The organism is Mesorhizobium sp. P2_E6 (assembly GCF_056403835.1).
In genome coordinates, this window is the sequence record NZ_JBFUEQ010000001.1 from 594,021 (window position 1) to 619,564 (window position 25,544).

Below are 25,544 nucleotides of genomic sequence, written 5' to 3' on the forward strand. Positions count from 1 at the left end.
TCCTCTTAATGCGCGATGCCGGAGCCTGCCGCTTCGTCGATCAGTCGCCCACTAGCGAAGCGATCCAGATCGAAGGGACGGCTGATGTCGTTGTGCTTGCCTGTTGCCAGCAATTGCGCCAGCAGCGTGCCGCCGGCGGGGATGGCCTTGAAGCCCCCCGTGCCCCAGCCGCAATTGAGGAACAGGCCGGGCAACGGCGATTCACCGATGATGGGTGAGGAGTCCGGCACGACATCGACGATCCCGGCCCATTGCCGCATCAGCTTCAACTGGCCGAAGATCGGGAACATCTCCAGCACGCCGGCAATCACCGTCTCCAAGGAGGGCAGATTGCCGCGCTGCGCATAGGAGGGGATGCGGTCGAGCCCGCCGCCGATGACAATCTCGCCCTTGTCCGACTGGCTGACATAGACGCCTGTGCCGGGCGACAGCACCACCGTGTCGAGGATCGGCTTGACCGGTTCGGAAACGCAGGCCTGCAGCGCGTAGGAGTTGATCGGCAGGCGAAAGCCGGCCTTGGCCGCCAGCACCGAGGAATGTCCGGCGACCGCCATGCCGGTGCGGTCGGCACGGATCGCGCCCCGCGTCGTCTGGACGCCGCGGCAGCGGCCGCCCTCGATGATGAAATCGGTGATCTCGCAGTTCTGGATGATGTCGACGCCGAGCCGGCTCACCGCCCGCGCGTAACCCCAGGCGACCGCGTCATGGCGCGCCGTACCGGCCCGGCCTTGCCAGATGCCGCCGAACACCGGGAAGCGCGCATCGGTTGAGAAATTGTAGATCGGCGCCACCCGGCGCACATCCTCGGGCGAAAACAGCTCCGCATCGATTCCGTTGATCTGCATGGCGTTGACGGTGCGCGCCCCAACCTCCATTTCGGCGGTGCTGTGACAAAGATTGACCATGCCGCGCTGCGACAGCATGACATTGTAGTTCAGATCCCTGGACAACCCCTCGTAGAGCCGGTGCGCCAGCCCATAGAGCTCTACGCTTTCCGGATAATAGTAATTGGAGCGTACCACGGTGGTGTTGCGGCCGGTGTTGCCGCCACCGATCCAGCCCTTTTCCAGCACTGCAACCCGGCTGATATTATGGTTCCTTGCCAGGTAGTAAGCTGTCGCCAGCCCATGGCCGCCGCCGCCAATGACGATCGCGTCATAGGATGGCTTCGGTTCGGGCGATCGCCAAGCGGGCTGCCAGCCGGTCTGGCCGACCAGACCCTCCTTGAAGAGCGACAAAGCGGAATAAATTCTGGTCATGGCGTGCCGGGCAAGCTGCTCTCTCAGTTTAAAGCGTAATGGTATTGTACATATATGTCTAGTACGCCTGTCCATCGTGCACGTAGTGGATAGGTGCTAGCGTTTGCGCGAAATCGTCTCCTCGACGTAGCGCGAGAACGCCTCGACATCCTCTGCCAAAGGCTCCTGGCCGGTGAAGCTGCGCAGATACAAGGCGACCTGAGCCAGGCGGCCGCTCATTGGCTCGTTGAGTTCGAGGGAGTAATAGCCGATCTGCATGAAATAGAGCACGCGGGCGCGCACGAACGCGTCTTCTTCGTCATAGCCGTGACGCACGAACATGTCGCGAATGGCATCGACGCGCTCCTCATCGGCCTCGTCGAGCGCGCGCCTGATGGCAGGCGAGCGACGGGCCCAGGCCCTGATCGCGAAATCGAGCTGCGGATCGAACAGCCTTTCGTCCACCCAGCACTCGAAGATGCTCATTACCCCGCGGATCACGGTCGCGGAGGGCCGTCTGGCGCGTTCGACGATGAACCTGGTGTTGGTCTGCCGCCAGTAGTCCAGCAACTGGTCGAGCAGGTCCTGACGGCTCTTGAAATACCAGTAGAAGCTGGAGCGCGAGACGTCGAGCTTCTGGCCAAGGGTCAGCACGCGGACGCGTTCGACACCATCCGAGATCAACGTTTCGAGCGCAAGCTTGAGCCAGTCTTCGCGGGTGGCCTTGATGTTTCCGGTGGCGCCGGCGCGCTGGATCGTCGTATCTGTGGCTTCCATAGGCACGACGCATGACACGCTGCATCAGGCAAATCAAGGCTATGGACACTTCTGTCCAGGTCAATTCGGCCTGGCCCGGATGATGCCTCACGTATGGCGCTGTCGCCGCCGCGCCATCGGCATGATGCCAGGCCTGGGATTTTGTCGCGGGCGGCCAGCCCACTGCATGCTTTCCCGAAAGGCAATTGTCTGGCAAATACCAATTCAGACAGACGCCGCCGCGCGGCCAACCAGCAGGAAGACAAGACATGACCCTGTTTCGACAGAACCTAATCGATGGCGAATGGGTCGGCGACGCCGGCTCCCGCAACATCAACCCTTCGGACACCGGCGATGTCGTCGGCGACTATGCCTCGGCGGGTGCCGCGCAGGCGGGGCAGGCAATCGCTGCCGCAAAGGCCGCGTTTCCGGCATGGTCCCGGTCTGGTCCGCTGGCGCGCCACGCAGTGCTGAAAAAGGCCTCGGACGAGATTATGGCGCGCAAGGACGAGATCGGCCGCAATTTGGCGCGTGAGGAAGGCAAGACACTGGCCGAAGGCATCGGCGAGACCATTCGCGCCGCCCAGATATTCGATTTCTTCGCCGGCGAAACATTGCGCTTGTCAGGCGAGGTCGTGCCAAGCGTGCGGCCGGGCGTTGGCGTCGAGATCACCCGGGAAGCCGTCGGCGTGGTCGGCATCATCACGCCGTGGAATTTCCCGATCGCCATTCCGGCCTGGAAGATCGCTCCGGCGCTCGCCCATGGCAACACGGTCGTCTTCAAGCCGGCGGAGCTGGTTCCCGAGAGCGCCTGGTCCATCGTCGACATCCTGCATCGCGCCGGCCTGCCGAAGGGCGTGCTCAATCTCGTCATGGGCAAGGGCTCGGTCGTTGGTCAGGCCATGCTCGACAGTCCAGATGTCAACGCTATCAGCTTCACCGGTTCGGTCGGCACGGGCAAGCGCGTCGCCGCCGCAAGCGTCGAGCACATGCGCAAGTTCCAGCTCGAAATGGGCGGCAAGAACCCGCTGGTCGTGCTTGACGATGCCGACCTTGCGGTCGCCGTCGATTGTGCGCTCAACGGTGCCTTCTTCTCGACCGGCCAGCGCTGCACGGCTTCGTCCAGGCTGATCGTGACCGACGCCATCCATGACCGTTTTGTCGATGCCCTCAAGGATCGCATGGGCAAGCTGGTCGTCGGCGACGCTCTCGACGCGCAGACCCAGATCGGCCCGGTCGTCGACGCGACCCAATTGAAGCAGGACGAGGATTATATTGCCATCGGCGTCAGGGAAGGCGCCACGCTCGCCTTCGGCGGCGAACGGCTCGACCGCAAGACGCCCGGCTTCTATCTCAACCCGGCCCTGCTGACCGAAGCCACCAATGCCATGCGCAGCTCGCGCGAGGAGATTTTCGGCCCTGTGGCGAGCGTCATCCGCGTCAAGGACTATGACGAGGCGCTTTCCGTCGCCAACGACACGCCCTTCGGGCTGACCTCGGGCATCTGCACCACGAGCCTCAAGCACGCCACGCACTTCAAGCGCAATTCGGAGGCCGGCATGGTGATGGTCAACCTGCCGACGGCGGGCGTCGATTTCCATGTTCCCTTCGGCGGCCGCAAGGGGTCGAGCTACGGCCCGCGCGAACAGGGCCGCTATGCCATGGAATTCTACACCACGGTGAAGACCGCCTATACCTTCGCAGGCTGATCGGCCACCGCCGATCATGCCAGGCTGATCGGCCACTTCCGATCACGCCTGGCTGATCGGCCACCCTGCCGATCATGCCGGCGATACGGCAACATCAAGAACACCGGACCGGCGCGCGGCGATGACATTGCGAGACCTGACCTGGCTCAATCCGCCGCCGCACCATGCCATCGACGGCGATACAGTTCGTGTGCGCACCGGCAAGGAGACCGATTTCTGGCGCGAGACCTTCTACGATTTCTGGCGCGACAACGGCCACTTCCTCTACCGTAAGGTCGAGGGCGATTTCACGGCCGAAGTCACTGTCGAAGGGCGCTACGAGGTGCTCTACGATCAGGCCGGATTGATGGTCCGGCTCAGCGAAACGCACTGGATCAAGGCCGGTATCGAATACACCGACGGCGTTATGTATTTTTCCGTCGTCGTCACCAACGATGCCTCGGACTGGTCGCTGGCCACCATTCCAGCCAGCCCGCACGGTGTGCGGATCCGCTTGACCCGTCATGCCGAGACGATCCGCATCCAGTATCTCGATGCTTCCGACGGCCGCTGGAAGCCGGTGCGGCTCGCCTATTTTCCGATCTCGAAGGTGGTCGATGTCGGCATGATGTGCTGTTCGCCGCAACGCGAAGGTTTTGAGGTCACGTTCTCCGGCTTTTCGGTCGGCCCGCCGATAGCGCGGGAACTGCACGACTGAAGCCTGCGCTTCTGCGCCTCAATCACCCACCAGCCTCGTCCAGCCCCAGCCCGTCGCGAACGGCGTTGCGGATGGCTCGCGGACCGAACCTGGCCCAGACCGCCTGATGTGCGCGGATGCGTTGCTTTGCTCTGCGTTCAGCGTCCAGGCAAAGTCCGACCGCCATGTCGGCAAGCACTTCATCGGAAACCGACAGCAGCAGCTCCTGGTTCTCGACAAAGCCAAGCCCCTCTGCCGCCAGCGGTGTCGCGATTACCGGCACGCCCCAGGCCATCGCCTCCAGGATCTTGATGCGCGTGCCGCCGCCTGCCACAAGCGGGATGATGGTAAGATGCGCCCTGGACAGGAGCGGCGCCATGGTTTCCGGGTCTTCGACGAGCTCCACCCCTTGCAATCCGGCCAGCGCCCGCACTGCAGGCTTCGGCCTGCGCCCGGCAATAATCAGCGTCGCCGCCGGAAAAGCCGCCTGGATTCGAGGAAATATGATGCCGGCTAATCTCTTGGCGGCATCGACATTTGGCGGATAGTCGAGATGGCCGACGAACAGGATCACCGGAAAGTCATTGTCAGCCGCATCCTGGGCGCGCAGCGTTTCGGGGATATCGCCGGCGTGGGGAATTCCGTTAGGAACGACGTCGACCGGCACCTTGTGCGGGAAAAGGGTCATCAGCCTTGCGCGGTCCTCGTTCGAGCAGACCCATACCCTGTCGACGAGGGAAAGCGCCTTTCCTTCGAGGCGCCTGATGGCAATGGCCGTGGCAAGCCTGGCCGCGGCGGATCGCGCCTTGTCGGCGCGATGCAATTGTCCCGCCAGGTCGGACTCGACATTGTGCATGTCGAGGATGAGCTGTTTCGCCAGGGGTCTCAAAGGCTGCAGCAGCTTGAACAGGCCTATGCCCTCGACCACAATTGTGTCCGGGCGGAAGTCTCGAACGAGGGCCTCGAGCCGCGTCAGGGCAGAGCGCGAAATGCGATGTTCTGCCCTTATGCGCCACCAGCCGATCGAACCGGTACGAGCTTCGCCTTCGTTCGACAGGGCCTCGATGCGGATCGACGGATCGACTGCTTCCACAGCCTGCGGCCGCACCGATGCCAGGCAGACGGGTCCGAACGCCGCTGCCGCCACGGCATTGCGGTGGTTGCGCAGATCGGTGCCGGACTGCGGCGGAAAGGCCGGATCGTGCGACACGACCAGCACACGCCGTTCGGCGCTCCGAGGCTCTGTTCCAGACGGCATTCCAGACCGTTCCGCAATCACAAAAGGGGTTCGACTTGTTTAGCTGAACGGCGCTTTCGTCAAGCGGCGGATATACATTGGATGTCTGGTGCAGCAACATGGCGGCGGGCCACAGGGGTCACCGCCTGGACCACGCCAGCCAGCGCGCCGACAACCGCTTCCACAGCGAGGTGAACCGGGTTCGCCGGTAAGCGTCTCCGGCCATCTTTATGCCTTGTGCCTGCGTCGGGAAGGGATGGATGACGTCGGCAAGCGCGTGCAGTCCCATACCGGATTTGATGGCGAGCGACACCGCATTGATCATCTCGCCTGCATGGCTGGCGACGACCGTGGCACCCAGGATGCGATCCGACCCTTCCTTGACGTGGATTTTGACAAAGCCCTCCTCCTCGCCGTCCATGACCGCACGCGCGACGTCGTGCATCAGCACCGTATAGGTCTTGACCGGGATGCCATCCTGGCGCGCCTGTGCCGGATAGAGGCCGACATGGGCAATTTCCGGATCGGTATAGGTGCACCACGGCACGACCAGCTGGCTCACCCTCTTGCGCCCGAGGAACAGGGCGTTCTGCACGACGATGCGGGCCGTTGCCTCCGCGATATGGGTGAATTTGTAGTCGAGGCAGACATCGCCCGCCGCATAGACGCGCGGATTTGTGGTCCGCAGATAATCGTCGACCTTGATGCCGTTGGCATCGTATGCCACCCCGGCGTTTTCCAAGTCGAGACCGTCGACATTGGGCGAACGGCCGATGCCGGTGATGATCTCGTCGACGGAAATCGTCGTCGTGTCGTCGTCCCGCAGCAGGTCGGCGAGCTTCTTGCCGCCTGCCGTCCGTACCGCCACAACCTCGGTGTTGAGCCGAACCTCGACCCCTTCGCGCGCCAGCGCATCCGAAAGGACCTGGGCGGCGTCGCGCTCCTCGCCGGGCAGGAACATCGGGTCCCGCTGGGCCAGGATGACTTTCGCACCCAGCAGGCAGAAGGCCTGCGCCGCCTCGCAACCGAGCGGCCCGCCGCCGATGACCAGAAGCCGTGGCGGGCAGGCTGTGAGGTTGAACACGGTCTCGTTGCTGAGATAACCGGCTTCGGCCAGCCCCGGAATCGTCGGCAGGCTCGCACGGGCACCTGTCGCGACCAGCGCCTTCTTGAAACGCAGCGTCTTGCCGGCGACCATGACCGCGTCCAGTCCGGCAAACCGCGCTTCGCCGAAAAAGACATCGATGCCTTCCGAGGCGATGGTCGCGGCCGAATCGGCGCGGCTGATCCGCTGCCGGATTTGCCGCATCCGCCTCATGGCCCGCTGGAAGTCGACGTGAAGACGGTCCGGCGTGTCGCCGCCAAAACTTTCGGCATCGCGCATATCGGCATAGAGCCTGGCCGTGCGGATGACCGACTTCGACGGGATGCAGCCGACATTGACGCAGGCTCCGCCGATCAGGTTGCGCTCGATCAGCGCGACCTTTGCGCCGAGGCCGGCCGCGTCGCGGGCGGCGGTCAGCCCGGCCGGCCCGGCGCCGATAACGACGAGGTTGTAGGGACCGTCCGGCTCCGGGTTCTTCCAGTGCGGTGGATGGGCGTGCTGGATCAGCTCGACGTCATTGCGGTCGACAGGGAAGGCGGCAGTCCGGTCACGCGCCATCGCCGTCATCCCTCGACAGCCATCCACCCGTGAAGCCCGCCTTGCGCAAGCCGCGACGGATGTGCTGGTTGGAGCGCATCAGTTTCCAGACCAGGCGCGAGCGGTGGTTCTCGATCATCATCACCACAATGCCCTGGTCCAGACCGTAGTGGCCTTCCGACACCCAACCGTTGCGGCCGAATTTTCGCCGGTTCGCCAGTGTCGGGTTGAAGCCGCTCGGCAGCCGGAAATTGTCGACCACCTCGGGGTAGCGATCCCCGAGATGGCGCAGCGCCGCCAGGCAGATCTCCGGCGCGAAAGGCAGTGACGCGGGGTAGGACCATGGGGCGATCGTCCCGTCATCCGGCCCGAACGGAGCGCCACGCGCGGCATAGCCGGAAAACCGGCGACGCTGACGCTCCACGCTGGTGCGAAAGCCGCCGGGCCCGTCGCCTGCCGAAAGTCCCCACAGGTTCTCGTCGTAACCCCCATAGCCATAGGGGTTGTGTCGCGCATAGTCGCGGTGGAGGTAGGTCGAGCGGCGGCTGTTTTCGAAATAGTCCGAATTCTTCTCGCGCATGAAAGCGTCGCGGATGCCGGCGAAATCGATCCAGGCATGCGAGAACTGGTGCATGAACAGCGGTCCGCCATAGAGCACGTCGTAGCCGTAGATGTTTTCCCACTGGTAGGTGGCCGTCCAACCTTCGTAGCTGTCGCCGGAGGTCGGGCTGTCGGGCGAGGCCATCGACAGCACATAGAGGATCGTCGCTTCGTTGTAGCCTTCCCAGCCATAGTGGAGAAAGCCGCTCTTCGGCTTCCAGCCCTGCCGCAAGGTCGGACTGCTGCCTTGCGCCCACCGCCAGTCGACACGCCGGTAGAGTGCCTCGGCCAGCCGGCGGATTTCGGCTTCCTCGTCATCGTCACCGGAGAAATAGGCGCCCGCCACCAGCACGCCGGCGATCAGCAATGCCGTATCCACCATCGACAGTTCGCAGCGCCAGACGCGCAGGCCGGTCCGCATGTCGAGAAAGTGGTAGTAGAAGCCTTTGTGGCCGGTGACGTCGTCGCCATTGCCTTGCGTGGAGGTCGAGAAGAAGCGCAGTGCAGCAAGGGTCAGTTTCACCGCCGCCTCGCGTGTCATCCAGCCGCGCTCGACGCCAATCGGATAGCAGGACAGGGCGAAACCGACGACGGCGATGCTGGCCGGCGAATTCGGCCGCGACGTATCGGCGACCAGCCCGTTCTCCGCGTTCACATTCTCCAGGAAATAGTCGAAGGCCGCACGCTGGTAGCGATCCAGAAGCTCGTCATCGGACAGCGCGGCGGGTTCGGCCCTAAGCAAACGATGCACACTCCAGCCTGACCGCTGCAGGTTCCGCCGGTCGCATGGCGAGCCCATGGCAGGTCATCGCGCATGCCGAACAGTCACTCGGTCTCATGGCTTTCCCATATCTTTCTTGCGTTCTCGTCGATTCGGGCGTTGGCAATCATACGCGTGTAGCGCTCCCTTCGTTGCCCCCGTCACGCAGAATTGTAGCTGTATCCGCCGACGCAGGGAATGGTCCGGTGGATGGCGCTGTCACATCGCCACCGACGGAAAGGCACGTCGACGCAGGAGCATCTATCGGTCCACCTGGTGCTGGAAGAACTGCAGGAACAGTTCCCGCTCGGTGGTGATGTCGAGTTTTTCGTAGATGCGGCGGCGATGGTTCTTCACGGTGCCGACGGTGATGCCGAGGCGCTCGGCGATGTTCGCCGTCGGGTGGCCGGCCAGGATCAGCTGGACCAGTTCCCGCTCGCGCAGCGACAGTTCCGGCCACAGGCTTGCCGGGATGGTCGGCTCCTGCCGGGGCGAGGCACCGGGGCCGGTCGGTGCTGAGGTGCGGGAGAACTCGGTTCCGCGCGCCTTGATGTCGAGCGCATGCAACGCCTCGAACACCGGCAGCCGCTCGTCCAGCAGGGCGATCTCGCTGTCCTTGAATGCGGTGGTCGAGCGGTCGAGGAAGATGCCGAGGCACCAGTCGCCGCCATCGGCCAGCATGATGCCAACCTCGTCGCAGATTTCCGACTGCGCCAGGAAGCCGGCTATGTACTGGCCGCGCTTGGCCGCGTCGTCGGCAAGCCGCTTCAGCGGCATGATGCCGAGCCTTCGCTCGCGCCGCCACGAGGCATAGAACGGGTCGAAGACGTAGTAGCTGGCGAGATAGCGCTGCACCATCTCGTCCGAGAAGCGCCGGTGCTTGACGAATTCCGGTGTCTGCGTCGCCGAATAGCGCGTCACGGTGACGAGGTCGTGCGCGATGTCCGCGCCGATCAGGTCGATCAGGCAATCGACATGCCTGTCCGTGCCGGTGGCGGCGATCGCTTTGGCGAGCGGCGCCCAGATGGTCCCCATGCGCATGCCCTTTTCTCGGCGATGTCGGTCAGCCCGTCATTGTGTCTTTAGGCATATGGCGCGAGGCCACCCGTCGAATCTAGCCTAGCGACAACTTAGACCAGATTCCGAGGCGACCGTGACCCAGCCCAACCTCACCAGCCCCATCGTTGGCAATTCGCCAATCATTGGCAATCCAATTGTCATCGGTATCGACGCCGGCGGCACCATGACCGACACGATCCTTGTCGATCAGGACGGCCACTTCAAGATCGGCAAGTCGGCGACCACGCCGAAGAACGAAGCCGAAGGTTTCCTCGCTTCGGCCGAGGACGCGGCGGACGCCTGGGGCATCTCGCTGGAGCAGCTGTTTTCCGGCGTCAATGTCGTGCTCTATTCCGGTACCGGCATGCTCAACACGCTGCTGTCGCGCACCGGGCGCCGGCTCGGCCTGATCACCACCAAGGGCCTCGAGGACATGATCCTGATGGGTCGCGGCCTGCAGGCCTGGGCCGACTATTCCTACGCCGACCGGCTGCATGCGGTCACCCACCATCATCCCGATCCGCTGGTGCCGCGCCGCCGTACCCATGGCGTTACCGAACGCATCGACCAGTTCGGCGACATCGTGCTGCCGCTCTACGAGCATGAGGTCGCGGCGGCCGCGAAAAAGCTGATCGCCGACAAGGTCGAGGGGATCTGCATCATGACGATCTTCTCGCACGTCAATCCGGTGCACGAGAAGCGCATCGCCGAGATCTGCCGCGAGGAGATCGAGAAGGCCGGCGCCGAGACCACCGTCTACACCAGCCACGAAGTCCGCCCTGTCATCCGCGAACAGTCGCGGCTGAACTCGGTGCTGATCGAGGCCTACGCCACCTCGCGCGGCCGCAAGCAGCTCAAGGGGATCGAAGACGTCTCGAAGAAATACGGCTTCAAATATGGCGTGCAGACGCTGCTCTCCTTCGGCGGCCTGACCTCGATCAATCATCCGCGCCTGCATGAAACCATGATCTCAGGCCCGATCGGCGGCATTCTCGGTGCTGCCTATGTCGGCAAGCTGATCGGCAACGACTCGCTGATCTGCTCGGACATGGGCGGCACTTCCTTCGACATGGGCGTCATTACGCGCGGCCAGACGCGGATCGAGAACGAGCCGCTGATGGACCGTTTCAAGCTCAATGTGCCGACGCTGCATCTCGACACCATTGGTGCCGGCGCCGGCATGATCCTCAAGGTCGATCCGCTGACCAAGAAAGTCAGTCTCGGACCGGAAAGCGCCGGCTCCGATCCCGGCCCGATCTGCTTTGCCAGGGGCGGTACCGAACCGACCATCGCCGATTGCGACGCCATTCTCGGCCGGCTGAACCCGTATTACTTCCTCGGCGGCAAGGTCGTGCTGCAGGTCGAGAAGGCCCGCAAGGCTTTCGAGGAAAAGTGCGCCAACGTGCTCGGCGTCGGTGTCGAGGAGGCCGCCGAAGGCATGATCGACATGCTGGAGGCCGACGCCAACAACGCGCTGCGCCGCGTCATCTCGGGCCAGGGCATCCATCCGTCGGAATTCACGCTGCTCTCCTATGGCGGTTCGGGTCCGCTGCACCTGGCTGGTTGCTCCAGGGGCATCGGCTTCAAGGACATCATCACCTTCCAGTTTGCCGCCGCCTTCTCCGCCTTCGGCTGCACCACGGCCGATTTCATGCGCCGGCATTCGGTATCGACGCAGCACGACATCCCCTCCCGCGCCGACGAGGCGACGCTTGCCGCTTTCGGCGCCAAGGTCACCACGGTCTGGAACGATCTGACCAAGGCCGCGGTCGACGAGATGATCGCCGACGGCCATGCGCGCGAAAAGATCAGGACCGTGCCGTTCCTGATGATGCGCTACACCGGCCAGCTCGAGGACGTCGAAGTGATGGCGCCGCTCGCCGAAGTCAATTCGGCCGACGACATGCGCAAGGTGCTCGACGAGTTCGAGGCGGTCTATGCCAAGGTCAACCACCGCGTGTCGCGCTATGGCGAGGCCGGGTTCACCATCACCGAACTCGGATTGATCGCCACCGCCGACAAGGTCAAGCCGGTGCTGCTCAAGCGGTCACTCGGTGCCTCCAATCCGGCTGCCGCCCATAAGGGCGTGCGCGAGGCCTATATCGGTGGGCGCTGGCACAAGGCCAACCTCTACGAGATGGATCTCTTGCAGCCAGGCCATGAGGTGATCGGCCCGGCCATCATCGAACATCCCGCCACGACGCTCGTCGTCCACCCGCAAGATCGCGTCCATGTCGATGAATGGACGCTGCTGCACTACACCCACGCTTGAGAGGGCGATCGCCATGTTGGACAAACCTACCTCGGCCCTGCGCCTTCGCGAAAGACTGCTCGATTCCGAGCGGTTGATGGAGGAGACCGGCTGCTATGACGGCATCACGGAACTCACGCTGCGCAACCAGGATCCGCTGAAATTCGAGACGTTGCACACGAAGCTGCGCGCCTATTGCGTCTCTGCACGCGAAATGGCCCGCCGCATCTCGGCCTCGCCTGGCGTGCGCGAGGTCGGCGAAATGGTGGTCGCCATCTACACTCCCGAGGGCGACGCCATCGCGCTGTCCAACGGGATAATGGTGCATGTCCACACGATGAGCCGCTTCATCAAGTGGATGATCAAGAACAATTACGAGGAAAACCCGCGCATCCGCGAAGGCGATATCTTCGCCAACAACGATGCCTTCATCGGCACCGTGCAGGTGCCCGACGTCATGGACGTGGTGCCGATCTTCCATGAGGGCACGCTGGTCGGCTGGGCCGGTGCCGTCTGCCATGAGCTCGAGGCCGGCGGCATCACGCCCGGCGGCGACGTCTGCCTGGCGCAGGAGCGCTTCACCGAAGGCCTGTTCGTCTGCGCCGAGAAGATCGGCGAGAACGACGAGATCCGCCGCGACTATGTCATCCGCTGCGAGCGCAATCTGCGCATGCCGATCTACTGGGTGCTGGACGAAAAGGCCAAGGTCGCCTCCTGCATCGACATGCGCGAAAGCGTCAAGCAGCTGATTTCCGAGATCGGCCTCGACTATTGGATGAAGGTGTCGAAGGAGTTCATCGAGGAAGGCCGTCGTGCCCAGCTTGCCCGTACCCGCCAGCTCACCGTGCCCGGCATCTATCGCGGCCACACCTTCTATGGCCACGTCACCGCGGGCAAGCCCGGCTTCCAACTGCTCGGCGATCCGGACTGGCTCTACAACATCCCGATCGAGATGGAGATCACCACCGACGGCAAGATCACCATGGACTTCGAGGGCACCCAGCCCTGGGGCTACCATTCGATGAACTGCACGCCGGCCGGCATGGATGGCGGCATGTTCGTCACCTTGACCCAGCACATGAATTTCGAAGGCCTGGTCAATGACGGCGCCTGGATGGCGACCGAGCTGAAATTGCCGCATGGCACCTGGACCAACCCCGACAACGAGATGGTGGCGACAGCCACGTCATGGGCGCTGCTGCTGCCGGCCTATGGCGTGTTCCAGCGGCTGCTGTCGCGCAGCTTCATTGCCCGTGGTTTCGTCGAGGAGGCGTTCGTCGGCCAGGTCAACAGCCCGATGATCGAGATGGGCGGCGAAAGCCAGTACGGCACACCGTTCGGCATGGCGCACTTCGAATGCGCCGCCGCCGGCTCCGGTGCGCTCGCCATCAAGGACGGTCTCGACACCGCTTATGTCGGCTGGAACCCGGAATCCGACATGGGCAACATCGAGGTCTGGGAACAGTCGATGCCGATGGTCTATATCGGCCGCTCGATCGTGCCGAATTCCGGCGGCGCCGGCAAATATCGCGGCGGCTGTTCCTTCGTTTCGACCTGGCTGATCAACAAGACCCCGCATCTGCGGCTCCACACCTCGGAACATTCTTCGCGTGTGTTCGACAATGGCGGCATGTGCGGCGGCTATCCGGCGCCGACCTGCCAGAAGCACCGAGCCGTGCGCAATTCCAACATCCATGAACTGGCGGCCAGGGGCGAACCGCTGGCGCATGCGCCAGGCATCGACCCGCTTGTGTCGGACTATGAGAAGAACATTGGCGGCGACCATGTCGTGGTCGAGGGCCCCTACATCACCTCGCCGCACAAGGAAGGCGATATCTTCAGCCATTCCTACAATGGCGGTGGCGGCTACGGCGACGTGCTGGAGCGCGATCCGCTCAAGACGGCCTGGGATGTCGAGAACGGCTTTCTCACCCGCGAAGCGGCGGACAGCGTGTTCGGCATCGTGCTGAAGGACGATGAAGATGGTTATCCCAAAGCCGATATCGATGCGACCGTGACGCGTCGCGCCGCCATGCGCAAAGAGCGTCTGGCGAAAGCAATCCCCGTGGCGGACTGGATCGCCGCCGAGCGTGGCCGGGTCGAAAAGGCCGACTTTGCGCCCGAGGTGAAGAAAATGTACGCCAGCGCGATCAAGCTGTCGTCGCGCTTCACCAAGGATTTCAGTGATTTCTGGAACGTCGACGCCAGGTCGATCTTCACACCGGGAGCAAAGCCATGACCTCGTACAGCAAGGAAGTCATCCGCGATCTCGCTGCCGGCCAGCTGCCATGGCCGCAGACCCGGCGCATCATGAGCGCCTACAAGGACGATGACCGCTTCTTCAAGATGGTCGCCGTCTATCAGGATCGCGTCGCCTGGAAGGATACGATCCTGCTGCCGGTCTCGGATCACCTGTTCATCTGCCAGAGCGGCGATGAGCGGATAACCCGCTGCGAGTGCGGCCACTCCTTCGGCGACTACCGCAAGAACTGGAAGCTCAACGCCGCGATCAACGTGCGCAACACCGAGCAATCCCTGCGCGAGATCTATCCGAACAGCGATCTTCCCGATCCCGAATGGATGGAAATCCGCGAATTCATCTGCCCGCAGTGCGGTACCTTGCACGAGGTCGAGGCGGCGGCGCCGGGCTATCCGATCGTGCATGATTTCGAACCCGATCTCGAAGGCTTTTATCGCGAATGGCTGGGCAAACCACTTTGACGACACTGATCTTGTGAGGCGCATCGCAGGCAAGGTAGCCTGGTTGCCCGCACCGAATTGTCTGGAGACCATGCCTGATGACAAACCTTTCCGGCCGCAGCGCGATCATCACTGGCGGGTTTTCCGGAATGGGCTTTGCCATTGCCACGGCACTCGCTGAGGCTGGCGCCAATGTCGCCGTCGGCTCCTACATCGCGCCCGCCGGCGCCGACAAATCCGATGCCGCCTATTATCCCGGCGCCGACGAAATCGTGCGCGTGCGTTCGGCTCTTGCCGCCCATGGCACCAGCGTTCACGCCGCCCATCTCGACGTGCGCGACAGCGACGTCACCAACCGATTCGCGGCGGAAGCCGAAGCCGCTATCGGCCCCGCCGACATATTGGTCAACGCCGCCGGCACCACCGCCGAGCAGCCGGTCTGCGGCCACTCCGACGCGCTGTGGGACAAGATCGTCGACACCAATCTGACCGGCGCCTTCCGCGTCACCCGTGCCGTGCTGCCCGGCATGATCGGGCGCGGCTGGGGCCGTATCGTCAACATAGGCTCGACCGCCGCCTCCGTCGGCTGGAAGGACAACCCGGCGTATTGCGCTTCCAAGGCCGGCCTGCTCGGCCTGACCCGCTGCGTGGCGCTGGAAGGGGCGGCGCATGGCGTCACCTGCGTCATGATCAGCCCGACCTGGGTCGAGACCGAACTGATGCGCCGCAACGTGGCGCAGGTCGTCGAGCGCGAAGGCAAGGGGCGCACGGCGGAGCAAGCCATGGCCGAAATCGCCAGCGGCAACCCGCAGCAGCGCCTCCTGCAGCCACAGGAGATCGCGGCTCTTGCCGTCTTCCTGTGCTCGGATCTGGCCAAGGGCATCACCATGGAAAACATACAGATCACCGGCGGGGCACTGTGGTAGCGCTGATCCAGGCAGCTGTGTGGCCGGACAAGCGCCGGCTGATCTCGGCAATCGCCTCGCTGTAAGACAAGGTGACCGGATTTGCCATTGAGCGCAGGGCGCGATAGGTTATATTGCACTGCACAATGGAGACGCCGTTTATTGCACGCCCTTGTTTGCGGATATGCCGACAGGCCCACAGCCTGCCGGCCTTGGGTCGCGCCGGCGGGACTCTGAGATGAAGATTCCAAAGTCCCTGCTGGTCGATCCCGAGAAGAATTCGGTCTATGGCAGTTTTGCCGTTGCCGTCTCGATCTGGGCATTTTCCTATTCGGTCATTTTCGGCCAGATCCTGATTCTCGCTTACTACGCGGTCTGGCTGCCGCTCATCCTGGTCGACTACCGGCGGTTCCTGCGGCACCTGTCCAGTGCCTGGCTCCCGCTGCTGTTTGCCGCCTATGTCTGCTTCTCGGTCTTCTGGTCACAGGCGCCCGGCATCACCGCGAGGACGTCGATCCAATATTTTTCCCATATCGCCTGCGCCTACGTCGCGGCGCGCACCGTCAGCGTGCGCACATTGACCATAGGCGCCCTGATCGGGATATTTGTCGTCCTGCTCTATTCGCTGCGGGTCGGAAACTATTCCGAGGACGTTCTCGACGGTACCTACAACTTCGTCGGCGCTTTCGCCTCCAAGAACCAGATTGGCTTTGTCGCCTCGCTCGGCATCTACTTCTGCGTCGTTTTCGTTGCTTTTTACAGGCGCGGCTGGCGGAGCGTCATCCTGGCGGTGCCTATCGTGCTGTTGTCGGCCTATCTGCTCGTCATTGCGCATTCCGCCACCTCGATGGCCTCGATACCGGCGGTCCTGGCGCTGGTCGCGCTTCTTACCATGAGCAAGCTGCTGTCGCGGCGCTACCGCCGGGTGATCTTCCTGATCGGCGCCGGCCTGCTGGTCGTGGTTGCCTTCGTCGCCTTGAATCTCGGGCTGATGGACTTCGTCCTTGGCCTCTTCGGCAAGGATTCGACGCTCACCGGGCGGACCTATCTGTGGGAGCAGGGCTGGAACGCCGTGCAGAAAGCACCGATTCTCGGCCTCGGCTATGCCGCCTATTGGGTGCAGGGCTTCGCCGAAGCCGAGCGGCTGTGGAACGAATTCTACATCACCACCCGCACCGGCTTCCATTTCCACAACACCTATATCGAAGCCCTCGTCGAACTCGGCTTCGTCGGAGCGACGCTGGTCTCGCTGATCATGCTGCGCACGCTCTATGGCCATGTCTCGGCGGTGATCTTCAAGGCATGGCAAGCGGATTCGGTGATTCTCTTCGGCGTGATGGTGCTGCTCCTGATCCGCTCCTTCGTCGAGGTCGAGATTCTCAACCCCTACATCATGGGCTCCTTCCTGATGTATTTCAGCTTCTTCAAGCTGGCGCGGCTGCCGGTCACCCGCACGCGGTGGAGCCCCGCTTTCGAGCAGGCCGAGGCGGCCAAGAGAGAGGCCGCCTGGCCCCGGCATGTGAATGGTCCGGCGGCCGCCAACCCGTCCTGAGCCAGTGCATGGCGCTCAAACTGCGCAGCAATTTTGAAATGCATAAAAACAAAGGCTTGAAGTGCGTCGCATGAATCCCTTCAAACGCGACGCGCTTTATCGTTTCGCAGGCTGAAGCCGGGCCAAAGGTGGCTTCGCCTGGGAGCCTTCGCCCAGGCAGGCCTGGCGCAAGGCGGGATCCATCCCTGGCGGGAAGGATCGAAACACCGGATCGTGCTGGGGTTTCCGGGGTCTGCGGGCTGGGGGCTACTGGCTGGTCAACGGCGCCAGCTTGACCTTGATCACGTCGCCGGGCAGCACCGGCGTATCTTCCTTCGCCGAGATTTCGCTGCTCTTGCCGTCGACGACCCGCACCAGTGCGTAGAGCAGGCTGGGTTGCTGGTCGGTGTCACTGGCGGACCTCATCGAGGGATCGCTTGCCTGGGCCATCAGGCCTTTCTGCATATTCACCTTGAGCGCGGCCTCGTTGAGGTCGGCTTCGGTCTGCTGCCGGTCGGTGGCGAGATTTGAACTCAAGGTGTTCTGGGCATCGATGGCGTCCTGCGTCGCCTTGCTGATCGCCTGCTTGGCGGTGAGGATGGCCGTTTCGTAGTCCAGGATCTTGCCCTGCAGGTCGGCGACGGACTGCCGCGAATCGAGCAGCCGGGCGTTGGCGATCAGGCCTTTCTGTGCCAGCGGGCCGATGCTGGTGAGCTGCTGCTGTGCCAGGTCGACCTGCTGCTGCTGGTTGACGATCTTCTTCTGCAGCGACTCGATTTCGGACTGCAGAACCCCCTTCAGATCGCTGAGCGCCTCAAGCTTCAGCTTCAGCGCCTTTTGGTCGGACGTCAGGATCGTCATCTCGTCTGCGACGATGGCTGGCAACCGCGGATCGCCCTCGGCCTCCTTCGGCACGTCGAAACTCGCCTTGCCGGCCATATCGGCGTCGATGCGGGCGCGCTTGACGAGCAGCCGAATGCGCTGGTCGTCAGAGATATCGAAATTGCCCTTGGCGGTGACCAGGTCCTTGCCGAGCTGCGGGCCATAGTCGGCGTTTCGCCTGATCCCACCGGCGACACTTATGGCCTTCAGCACCGTCAGCTCGGGCACATAGGGAAATTGGCCGGGGTTCTGGACTTCGCCCGAGATGTAGAACGGCCGGTACTGCGCCATTTCGACGGAGGCTTCGGGCTTGTCCGACAAAGCGAGCTTGCGTTGCAATGCCTGGCCGATCGCCGCTGCGATTTCCGACGTGGTCTTACCGGATGCCGGAAGCTCGCCGGCGAACGGCACCGACAGCGTGCCGGAAGGGCCAACCGTGTACTCGCCATTCACCGCCGACCAATCACGGAATGTGCCTTCGACCGTCTGCCATTCGGCAACGCGGATGGTGAGCTTGTCCTGCGATCCGAGACGGTATTCGTCGGCTGCGGCGATGCGAGGAATGACCAGCGACATGGCAAGGCATGTGGCCAGCAAACGCGCCCGCCGCAGCCGGCCGGAAACCGGGCCGCTGCGAAGGGCTTCAAACATATCTCTTTTCAACTGAACGTTCCGATCCGCTTTAGCCCCATCGCCCGATGATGCTTGCCGCGAAAGCCTGGCATCGCGGCGGTCAGTAAGAGCCGCGTGACATCCAGACGGCGGGGACAGTCTTGATGATGATGCGAACGTCCTCGAACAGCGACCAGTTCTCGACATAGTGGCGATCGAAGGCGACGCGGCTGTCATAGGAGACGTCGTTGCGGCCGCTGACCTGCCACAGGCCGGTCAGGCCCGGGCGGGATTTCAGATAGTAGACAGCGGAGGTGCCATAGATCTCGAGCTCGTCGCGCACAACCGGACGCGGCCCGACAAGGCTCATGTCGCCCTGCAGGATGTTGATGATCTGCGGCAGCTCATCGAGGCTGAGTTTCCTCAAGACCGCTCCGACGCGGGTGACGCGCGGATCGTTCTTCAGCTTGCGGGTCGCCACCCATTCCGCGTTGGCGTCCGGGTTGGTTGCGAGATAGGCGGCCAACACCTTGTCGCCATCGGGAACCATGGTGCGGAACTTCAGGCACGGAAAAATCCGTCCCCCGCGTCCGATTCGCCTGTGGCCGTAGAAGATCGATCCGCCGTCGGAAAGTTTGACGAGCAGAGCGATCATAACAAACAGCGGGCTGAGAGCGATCAAGCCAATCAGTGATCCGGTGATATCGAAGCTGCGTTTAAGCAGGCCGCCGATCGGCGGCGGAAAATCGATGTCGACCTGCGAAAAGCCCGCTGTGGCCGACTTGGCAACGTCCCTCATGCCGTAAACTCCATGCGTGAACGAATGGTTCGCCGCAAGATACCAAAAAAATGTTGCAGCGCAACACACAATTTACCAACCGGTTGAAATAGTCGCGTCATGAATTGACTAAATAATAAGCTAGCCATGCACAAATTTCGGGATATTTAGCACATTTGTGACAATAAATGGGCAAACCCCGAAAAATAAGGGCCTTTTTGGGGCGGTTCTTAGGCGGGCTGTCCTATGGGGTAAGGCACGGAGCACAATAGTGCTTTAGCAGAGCTCGATACTCAAGGCAAATCCCGTAAAATACTACTTAATATTGTTTCTTTTACTCAAGAATGGCGACCATTCGAGGTCGGTTCAAATCCCTTTGCGTGCATTGCAGCATGGCCGAATCGATCGCAAAAGCTCAATCAAAAATATCCGGAGTTGCCCTTGCCGCCTACTGCTCGCCTTAATAGAATTGCAAATTATACCTGTCAGAGTGGCGACAGGTAGAAAAGGCCGGAAGCAACCGGCCGAGAGCGGGCGACCTTAACAAGCCCGCATGACAAGGGACGGCGCTCGGGTGGGGCAATCGTTATATAGACCCGAGCCGGTTTATGGGCTGTTGGGTATGGCACTTCCAAAATTCATCGTCGGGATGATTTTCGCTCTTTCAATCGTCGTTGCCTGGTCCTGGCTAGGCGGCGCTTCGATCGGTACGACGCTGATCCGCGTCATCATCTGCGCAATTATCATTCAGGCGGGCTACTTCGTGCTCGTCTATGCCATGATCGCCAGAAGCCCGCCGACGCCGGCCGACATGGCTCGCGACGCGGAGAGAAAGCTGAATGCGCCCGAGGTGGCCGAAGGCGAGAAGCTGGGCAGCGCCAGGCGAAGCCTGCACTAACCAGAAGCCTGGCAGCCTCACGCAACGTTAGCGGGCTGGCTCTCGGACTGTTCGCCCAAAAGCATCCGCGACAATCGGCTGCCGGCTTTTTCCTTCAGCCGCTGATATTGCCCGACTTCGACAATGCGGCCGTTTTCAATTGCCACCACCCAGTCGGCGAAGGCGATCATTGACGGCCGGTGCGCGATGGTCAGGATCGTCATGGTGCCGCGCAATCCGTCAATCGACTGGGCGATCAGCGACTGGTTCTGCCAGTCGAGCGCGCTGGTGGCCTCGTCCAGGATGAGCAGGGACGGCTTGCGCAGCAGCGCGCGCGCAAGCGCAATGCGCTGGCGTTCGCCGCCCGAAAGCCGCACGCCGCGGTCGCCGACCACCGTCTCGAGCCCGATGTCGAGCCGTTCGACGAATTCGCCGGCGTGCGCCGAGCGCAGCGCGGTCCACAGATCGTCATCGCTGGCTTGCGGCGCGGCAAGGCGCAGGTTCGCCGCGATCGTGTCATGCAGCAGGAACACGTCCTGCGGCACATAGGCCACCTGATCGCGCCAGCGGCGCCGGTTGCCGGCATCGATCTCGACGCCATCGACGAGCATCGTGCCGGCGGTCGGCTCGAGCAGGCCGAGCAGAATGTCGGCGATCGTGCTCTTGCCCGAGCCGGAGGGGCCGATCAGCGCGGTGACCTTGCCGGCCGGCAGGCCGAAGGTGATGTCCCTGACGACCATCTTGGCCGGGTCGTCGCTATAGCCGAAACAGACGTCCCCGATGTTGAGGCCGGTTGCCAGAGACAGCTTGCCGCCGTCGCTGGTTTCGGCATCGCCCGGCTCGCGTTCGGCGTCGAAACGCGCCTGCATGCCGCGCATCGCCGTATAGGCGGGCAGATTGATCAAGACCTGCTGGGCCTGCGTCTGCATGTCCATGAAGCGCGGCGCGATTCGCATGAAAACCAGCAGCAGGACGACGATCTCGGCCAGCGACAGGTTGAAGCGGACCAGTGCCACATAGATGAACAGGCTCAAACCAACGACGCTCGCCACCTGGAACACCGCGGTGCCGATCGTGCTGTTGCGCACATAGTCGACATTGTCGGCCTTCATCTTTTCGAGCGTCGCTTGCAGCTGTGCGAAATAGGTCGCCTCGACATTCAGGCTCTTGGCCACCTTGATGCCGCCCAGGAATTCCGAAACCGTCCGGTACTGATCCTGGCGATTGGCGGTCAGAACCCGGCCAAAGGCGGTGGCCCGCGATCGAAACGGCTGCAGCGCCACGAACATCACGATGCCGATAATGACCGCAAACAGCGTCATCGCCGACGAGATGAACACTGAAACCAGCAGATAGCCGGCCAGGAGCACGGCGATCTGCACCAGCATCAACAGCGAGAAGGCAGCGCCCTGGACGCGGTCGATATCGCCGGTCAGGGCATGGTCGAGATCGGAACTGCGCATGCGCGTGAAGACGCCCCAGCGTGCCTTGCCGATGCTCTCGAACAGATTCATGCGCACGCGGTTGATGAAATCGAACAGCAGTTTGGCCATGTAGACCGACTTGAAGCGGTTGAACGCCGCCTGCACGGCAACAAGCCCGACCAGCAGGCAAAGCACGGTCGTCAGTTGCAGCGTTCCGTCCGGCACCAGCCAGCGTACGAAATCATTGTTCGGCAGCTTGACCGCAAAATCCTGGTCGGGGCGTCCGACCAGATGCAGCAGCGGCACCAGCAGCAGGATGGAGATACCTTCGGTCAGGCTGCCGAGGATCAGGAAGAGCAGCGCCGTCCAGGTTCGCCGGCCGCCGATCTGGGCAATGGCGGCGCCGAATGCGGCAACGTCTCGAAACAGCGACAGGCGAAGGATTGAGAACTTCGACATGATTGCGCTCACGACCGCATACGATCAGTCGCCAGATTCCCGGCCGCCAGATCCCTTTCGATCATGTCCACGGCCTCACCGATCCTGTCGAGGCCCGTCGGGACTTCGAGGCGTCGAACGCCGACATGGTCAGCCAGCCGCGCGCATTGCCGAAGATGCACTTCTGCAAGATCGCTTGGCAGGGCCACGCGGCCGAACCGCGTCACATAGGAGAATTTGATGATGGCCGGCAGGGCGGCGATGCCGGGCAACGGCGTGATGGCAGCCTTTTCGCCGCGCTCGAGGATATAGATCCTGGTCGCAGGCACCCTGTTGCCGGAAAAGGCGCCATTCAGGCGATGCTGCATCTTGTCGATTGCCGGATGCACTTGCGGTCGCACCTCGGCTTCTCCGAGCGAGATCGCCGCCGCGGCGTCGGCTGCCAGCTTGATCTGCGGAAAACCCGGAACGATCATCGGCTGACCCGGATTGGCGAGGTCCAGCGCCACGACATCATCGGTAAGCAGGTCGTGTCCGGCCCGGATCATCGCGCTTGCCGTCGTCGACTTGCCGGCGCCCTTGTCGCCCATGAAGATGGCGCTCGTGCCGGCGACCGCAATGGCACTGGCGTGCAGGACGAGCAGGCCGCGCCGATGCAGCAGCAGCGCCATCACCGGACCCAGCAGTGGAAACGCGATCAGCGTGTCGTCGACGCCGGGCGCGGGTTCGACGTCGATGCGGCAGCCATCGCTGATCAGGAATGTGCCGACGGCATGCCATGCGAGATATTGCCGCTCCGCTTCGAACCGAAACTCGGTCGCGGCTTCCAAGCCGGGTTTCGGCAGGTCGATCGGGCCGACGGCGATCACGACGTCCGCCGCCCCAGGCGCCGTCGGCTCCAGTTCGGGCAACGTCACCTCGGATGCGATGGTCAGGCCATAGGCGCGGTAGAAGCGGCGCTCTCTCGTGATCCGGCTATGCGGGCGGTGATGATCACTGTATGCGGCGAGCGGCTCATTGCGCGGCATCATGCGGGGCTCCCGCTGTGCTGGAGCTGCCGCAGCCAGAGCGACAGCGATGCCGAGCGCCAGACATACTGGACATCCAAAGGCGCCGCCCGATCGGGCTGACGCAGCAGCCGCGCATAGGCAGCACTCACCTGGGGGAGATTGACGTAGGGCGCGATGCGGCTCGCATCCGAGATCAGCAGCTGTTCCAAGAGGTCGCGGTGGTTGCGCAGCATGCCGTTGACGAGATTGGCGGTGAAGTCGATCTTGTCGCGCCGCCACTGAACCGCTGCCGGCAGCACGCCTTCCATGGCGCGGCGCAGCACATAGCGACCAAAGCCGTGGCTGAGCTTTTCCTCACCGGGCAGGCCGAGGCAGAACTCGACCAGCGGCTTGTCCCAGAACGGATAGCGCGGCTCGACGCCGAAATTGGCGGCAGCCTTGTCGAGAACCTCGAAAGCATGCGGGACATAACCATTCGACAGGATCCAGCGATGGCTCAAGGCGTCGCTGGCCTGGACGCCGGGCGGCATGTATCCGGCTCGGTGAAATCGGTCCACAAGCTCGGTGCGCCTGGCCAGGTCCGGATTGACCAGGTCGCGCCAGCCTCGGCCGCGCGGCGCCTGCGCCGGCCTGCGTATCCTGTTCAGGATGCGGTTCGCCATATGCCTCAGTCTCGCGATCCGCCAGGCCGGCCCGTAGAGGGTCAGGAACTGGAAATACAGGCCCAGCGTGCTGTCGCCATAGGTGTCGGAGGCGCTGCGGATCTCACGCCACAGATCCATCCATCGGCCGGCGTTGGCAAGCTCATGCAGATGGCCATGACCTTGTGAAACGACCTCGTCGCCGCCATGGCCGTCCAGCAGCACCTTGATGCCCTTTGTGCCGGCAGTCCGGTAGATGCCGCGGGTCAGCGTCAGGCCCGGCGCCAGGAACGTCCCTTCCTGCTCTTCCAGCACCCGTTCGAACTCGGCGAATGGCGCATAGTTTCCGACTGGAATCAGCGTTCCGTCGACCTTCTGCTGATCCAGCACCGCATCGATGAACGGGCGCTCGTCCATCGACGAGCCCTTTTCGAAAATTAGCGAGAAGGTGGGCAGCCTCGGCTTGCGCTCGGCGGCGTTCTGCAGGCCGGCGACACAGGCGATCGAGGAGGAATCGAGGCCGCCGCTCAGCATCGCGCCGACCGCCGAGGTTCCCCGCATGCGATTGCGCACCGATTGCGAGAACAGATGGGCGAATTCCTCAGGCGCATCCGACCGTATCGGTCGTTGCGACGGCTCGATCTGCCAGTAACGGCGCAGCACCACCTGTTGGCCGGTGACGGTTAGGCTGTGGCGCGCCGGCAAGCTGAAGATGTCGCTGTAGGGTGTCGCCTGCGGGTCATCGGGAAGCCCGGCCAGAAACCCGGAGATCTGGTGCTCGGAGACATGTCCGCCAACCCCCTCGACGCCAAGGATCGGCCCGATCTCCGACGCAAAGGCAAAACGCCGATCCGCCGCATGGTAGTAGAACGGTTTGACCCCGAAATGGTCGCGCGCGCAAAACAGCAGCTGCCGCTCGGCATCCCAGATGGCGAATGCGAAATCGCCTTGCAGATGCACGGGGCAGGCTTCGCCCCAACGCAGATAGGCCCGCATCAGCAAGGTCGCATCGGCGACCGACCTGTCGCGGATGCCCAGCCTTGCCAGCAGCTCGTCACGGTTGTCGAGCCTGCAGTCGGCGGTGATGGCGAGCTTGCCGTCGGCCATCGTCAGCGGACCGGGGCCGGCTTCATCGGTGGTGTTGAGCCAGGCGTGGCCAAGCGCGATGCCGGTGTCCAGCCACCACGAATTTCCGTCGGGGCCGCGATGGCGCATGCGCGCCAGCATCTGCTGGATATCGGCCGCCGCGACCGCCGGTGTGTGCCCCCGGGCCGCTGCCGCGTGCCCCTGTCGAAGCAGGATTCCGGCCACGCCGCTCATCAGTTGCCGTGGTCGACCAGATGGGCGAAACCGTCGATCGATCCGCCAAGCACGATATGATTGTCGCTGACCAGCCAGGCATGCGCCTTGAGTTGCTCGCCCGTGCCGCGTTCGATGCCGATGCGTATCTTCGAGGCATTGCCCTGTCGAGCAAGCATGTATTGACCCGAAAGCGCCTGGGTCAGGCACGTGGCGTAGGGAACGAAACGGGCCGCTGCGGCAACCCCCCAGGCGACGCGCCGCAGTTCGCCCATGCTGGCGCACTGTCGCGCGTCAAGCCGCGTCACCAGGCTGCGAACACGGTTGTAGGACAACAGTGTCAGTCCCAGCCGAACCGCCGCGACCACGAGCAGGCAGCGGCTAAGGAAGATCATTTCCGAGCCGCTCAGGGAGAGAATGCCAAACAGGCTTCGCCGGCCTTGCCTGCGCCTTCTCTGCTGGGGGCTCCTTTCGGTCGCGGGTTCCTGCCGCAAAACCATGGCCTTATGCGGAACCTGC

20 protein-coding genes are annotated in these 25,544 nt (G+C 63.1%); 8 read left to right on the top strand and 12 right to left on the bottom strand.

The features are described from left to right. Window positions 1–5: 5 nt before the first annotated feature. Entirely contained in the window at window positions 6–1,259 is a 1,254-nt protein-coding gene (locus AC1D08_RS02830; RefSeq protein ID WP_457150132.1) for a sarcosine oxidase subunit beta family protein, read from the bottom strand. Window positions 1,260–1,355: 96 nt separating this feature from the next. Further along, complete coding sequence (locus AC1D08_RS02835) at window positions 1,356–2,015, bottom strand: TetR/AcrR family transcriptional regulator (RefSeq protein ID WP_457150133.1); 660 nt, start codon at window positions 2,013–2,015, stop codon at window positions 1,356–1,358. Between the two features lie 248 nt (window positions 2,016–2,263). On the opposite strand from AC1D08_RS02835, the gene AC1D08_RS02840 reads away from it, so the two are divergent. Beyond that, on the top strand, window positions 2,264–3,703 hold the full coding sequence (locus AC1D08_RS02840; RefSeq protein ID WP_457150134.1) for an aldehyde dehydrogenase family protein: 1,440 nt from the start codon (window positions 2,264–2,266) through the stop codon (window positions 3,701–3,703). Between the two features lie 121 nt (window positions 3,704–3,824). Next, window positions 3,825–4,400, top strand: coding sequence for a DUF1349 domain-containing protein (locus AC1D08_RS02845; protein ID WP_477225191.1), 576 nt, complete (start codon window positions 3,825–3,827; stop codon window positions 4,398–4,400). Between the two features lie 22 nt (window positions 4,401–4,422). Here AC1D08_RS02845 and AC1D08_RS02850 read toward each other — a convergent pair whose 3' ends face one another. The 4 genes from AC1D08_RS02850 to AC1D08_RS02865 form a co-directional block, all read right to left on the bottom strand. Continuing rightward, the gene (locus AC1D08_RS02850) at window positions 4,423–5,637 is read right to left on the bottom strand and encodes a glycosyltransferase family 4 protein (protein WP_477422516.1); all 1,215 of its coding nucleotides are present in this window, start codon (window positions 5,635–5,637) and stop codon (window positions 4,423–4,425) included. 118 nt (window positions 5,638–5,755) lie between these two features. Then, a complete protein-coding gene (locus AC1D08_RS02855) occupies window positions 5,756–7,279 on the bottom strand; it encodes a mercuric reductase (protein WP_457150137.1) in 1,524 nt (507 codons plus the stop codon). Further along, on the bottom strand, window positions 7,269–8,600 hold the full coding sequence (locus AC1D08_RS02860; protein ID WP_457150147.1) for a glucoamylase family protein: 1,332 nt from the start codon (window positions 8,598–8,600) through the stop codon (window positions 7,269–7,271). Before AC1D08_RS02860 ends, AC1D08_RS02855 begins: the two co-directional genes overlap by 11 nt. Before the next feature lie 279 nt (window positions 8,601–8,879). After that, on the bottom strand, window positions 8,880–9,659 hold the full coding sequence (locus tag AC1D08_RS02865) for a helix-turn-helix transcriptional regulator (RefSeq protein WP_457150138.1): 780 nt from the start codon (window positions 9,657–9,659) through the stop codon (window positions 8,880–8,882). A 160-nt stretch (window positions 9,660–9,819) separates the two neighbouring features. On the opposite strand from AC1D08_RS02865, the gene AC1D08_RS02870 reads away from it, so the two are divergent. The 5 genes from AC1D08_RS02870 (at window position 9,820) to AC1D08_RS02890 (ending at window position 17,085) form a co-directional block, all read left to right on the top strand. Next, complete coding sequence (locus tag AC1D08_RS02870; RefSeq protein ID WP_457150148.1) at window positions 9,820–11,949, top strand: hydantoinase/oxoprolinase family protein; 2,130 nt, start codon at window positions 9,820–9,822, stop codon at window positions 11,947–11,949. A gap of 13 nt (window positions 11,950–11,962) precedes the next feature. Next, entirely contained in the window at window positions 11,963–14,167 is a 2,205-nt protein-coding gene (locus AC1D08_RS02875; RefSeq protein WP_457150139.1) for a hydantoinase B/oxoprolinase family protein, read from the top strand. Beyond that, window positions 14,164–14,649, top strand: a complete 486-nt coding sequence (locus AC1D08_RS02880; RefSeq protein ID WP_457150140.1) for an acetone carboxylase subunit gamma — start codon at window positions 14,164–14,166, stop codon at window positions 14,647–14,649. The genes AC1D08_RS02875 and AC1D08_RS02880 overlap by 4 nt, the downstream gene beginning before the upstream one ends. A 77-nt stretch (window positions 14,650–14,726) precedes the next feature. Beyond that, window positions 14,727–15,554, top strand: coding sequence for an SDR family NAD(P)-dependent oxidoreductase (locus tag AC1D08_RS02885; RefSeq protein ID WP_457150141.1), 828 nt, complete (start codon window positions 14,727–14,729; stop codon window positions 15,552–15,554). 217 nt (window positions 15,555–15,771) lie between these two features. Further along, on the top strand, window positions 15,772–17,085 hold the full coding sequence (locus AC1D08_RS02890; protein WP_477393632.1) for an O-antigen ligase family protein: 1,314 nt from the start codon (window positions 15,772–15,774) through the stop codon (window positions 17,083–17,085). A 246-nt stretch (window positions 17,086–17,331) separates the two neighbouring features. Here AC1D08_RS02890 and AC1D08_RS02895 read toward each other — a convergent pair whose 3' ends face one another. Together AC1D08_RS02895 and AC1D08_RS02900 are read right to left on the bottom strand one after the other, a co-directional pair. Next, entirely contained in the window at window positions 17,332–18,597 is a 1,266-nt protein-coding gene (locus tag AC1D08_RS02895; RefSeq protein WP_457150143.1) for a polysaccharide biosynthesis/export family protein, read from the bottom strand. 82 nt (window positions 18,598–18,679) lie between these two features. Continuing rightward, window positions 18,680–19,357, bottom strand: coding sequence for a sugar transferase (locus AC1D08_RS02900; protein WP_184873244.1), 678 nt, complete (start codon window positions 19,355–19,357; stop codon window positions 18,680–18,682). Window positions 19,358–19,958: 601 nt separating this feature from the next. On the opposite strand from AC1D08_RS02900, the gene AC1D08_RS02905 reads away from it, so the two are divergent. Continuing rightward, on the top strand, window positions 19,959–20,234 hold the full coding sequence (locus AC1D08_RS02905; protein ID WP_095082865.1) for an exopolysaccharide production repressor exox: 276 nt from the start codon (window positions 19,959–19,961) through the stop codon (window positions 20,232–20,234). A gap of 17 nt (window positions 20,235–20,251) precedes the next feature. On the opposite strand, the gene AC1D08_RS02910 is transcribed toward AC1D08_RS02905, so the two are convergent. The 4 genes from AC1D08_RS02910 to AC1D08_RS02925 are packed head-to-tail and all read right to left on the bottom strand — an operon-like array spanning window position 20,252 to window position 25,420. Next, window positions 20,252–22,096, bottom strand: coding sequence for an ABC transporter ATP-binding protein (locus tag AC1D08_RS02910; RefSeq protein ID WP_457153756.1), 1,845 nt, complete (start codon window positions 22,094–22,096; stop codon window positions 20,252–20,254). A gap of 8 nt (window positions 22,097–22,104) precedes the next feature. After that, window positions 22,105–23,106 (bottom strand): serine kinase, encoded by a 1,002-nt coding sequence (locus AC1D08_RS02915; protein ID WP_457153755.1) that lies wholly within the window; start codon window positions 23,104–23,106, stop codon window positions 22,105–22,107. Then, on the bottom strand, window positions 23,103–25,046 hold the full coding sequence (locus AC1D08_RS02920) for a lasso peptide isopeptide bond-forming cyclase (RefSeq protein ID WP_457153754.1): 1,944 nt from the start codon (window positions 25,044–25,046) through the stop codon (window positions 23,103–23,105). The genes AC1D08_RS02915 and AC1D08_RS02920 overlap by 4 nt, the downstream gene beginning before the upstream one ends. Beyond that, the gene (locus AC1D08_RS02925; protein ID WP_457153753.1) at window positions 25,046–25,420 is read right to left on the bottom strand and encodes a lasso peptide biosynthesis B2 protein; all 375 of its coding nucleotides are present in this window, start codon (window positions 25,418–25,420) and stop codon (window positions 25,046–25,048) included. Before AC1D08_RS02925 ends, AC1D08_RS02920 begins: the two co-directional genes overlap by 1 nt. Window positions 25,421–25,544: the final 124 nt, after the last annotated feature.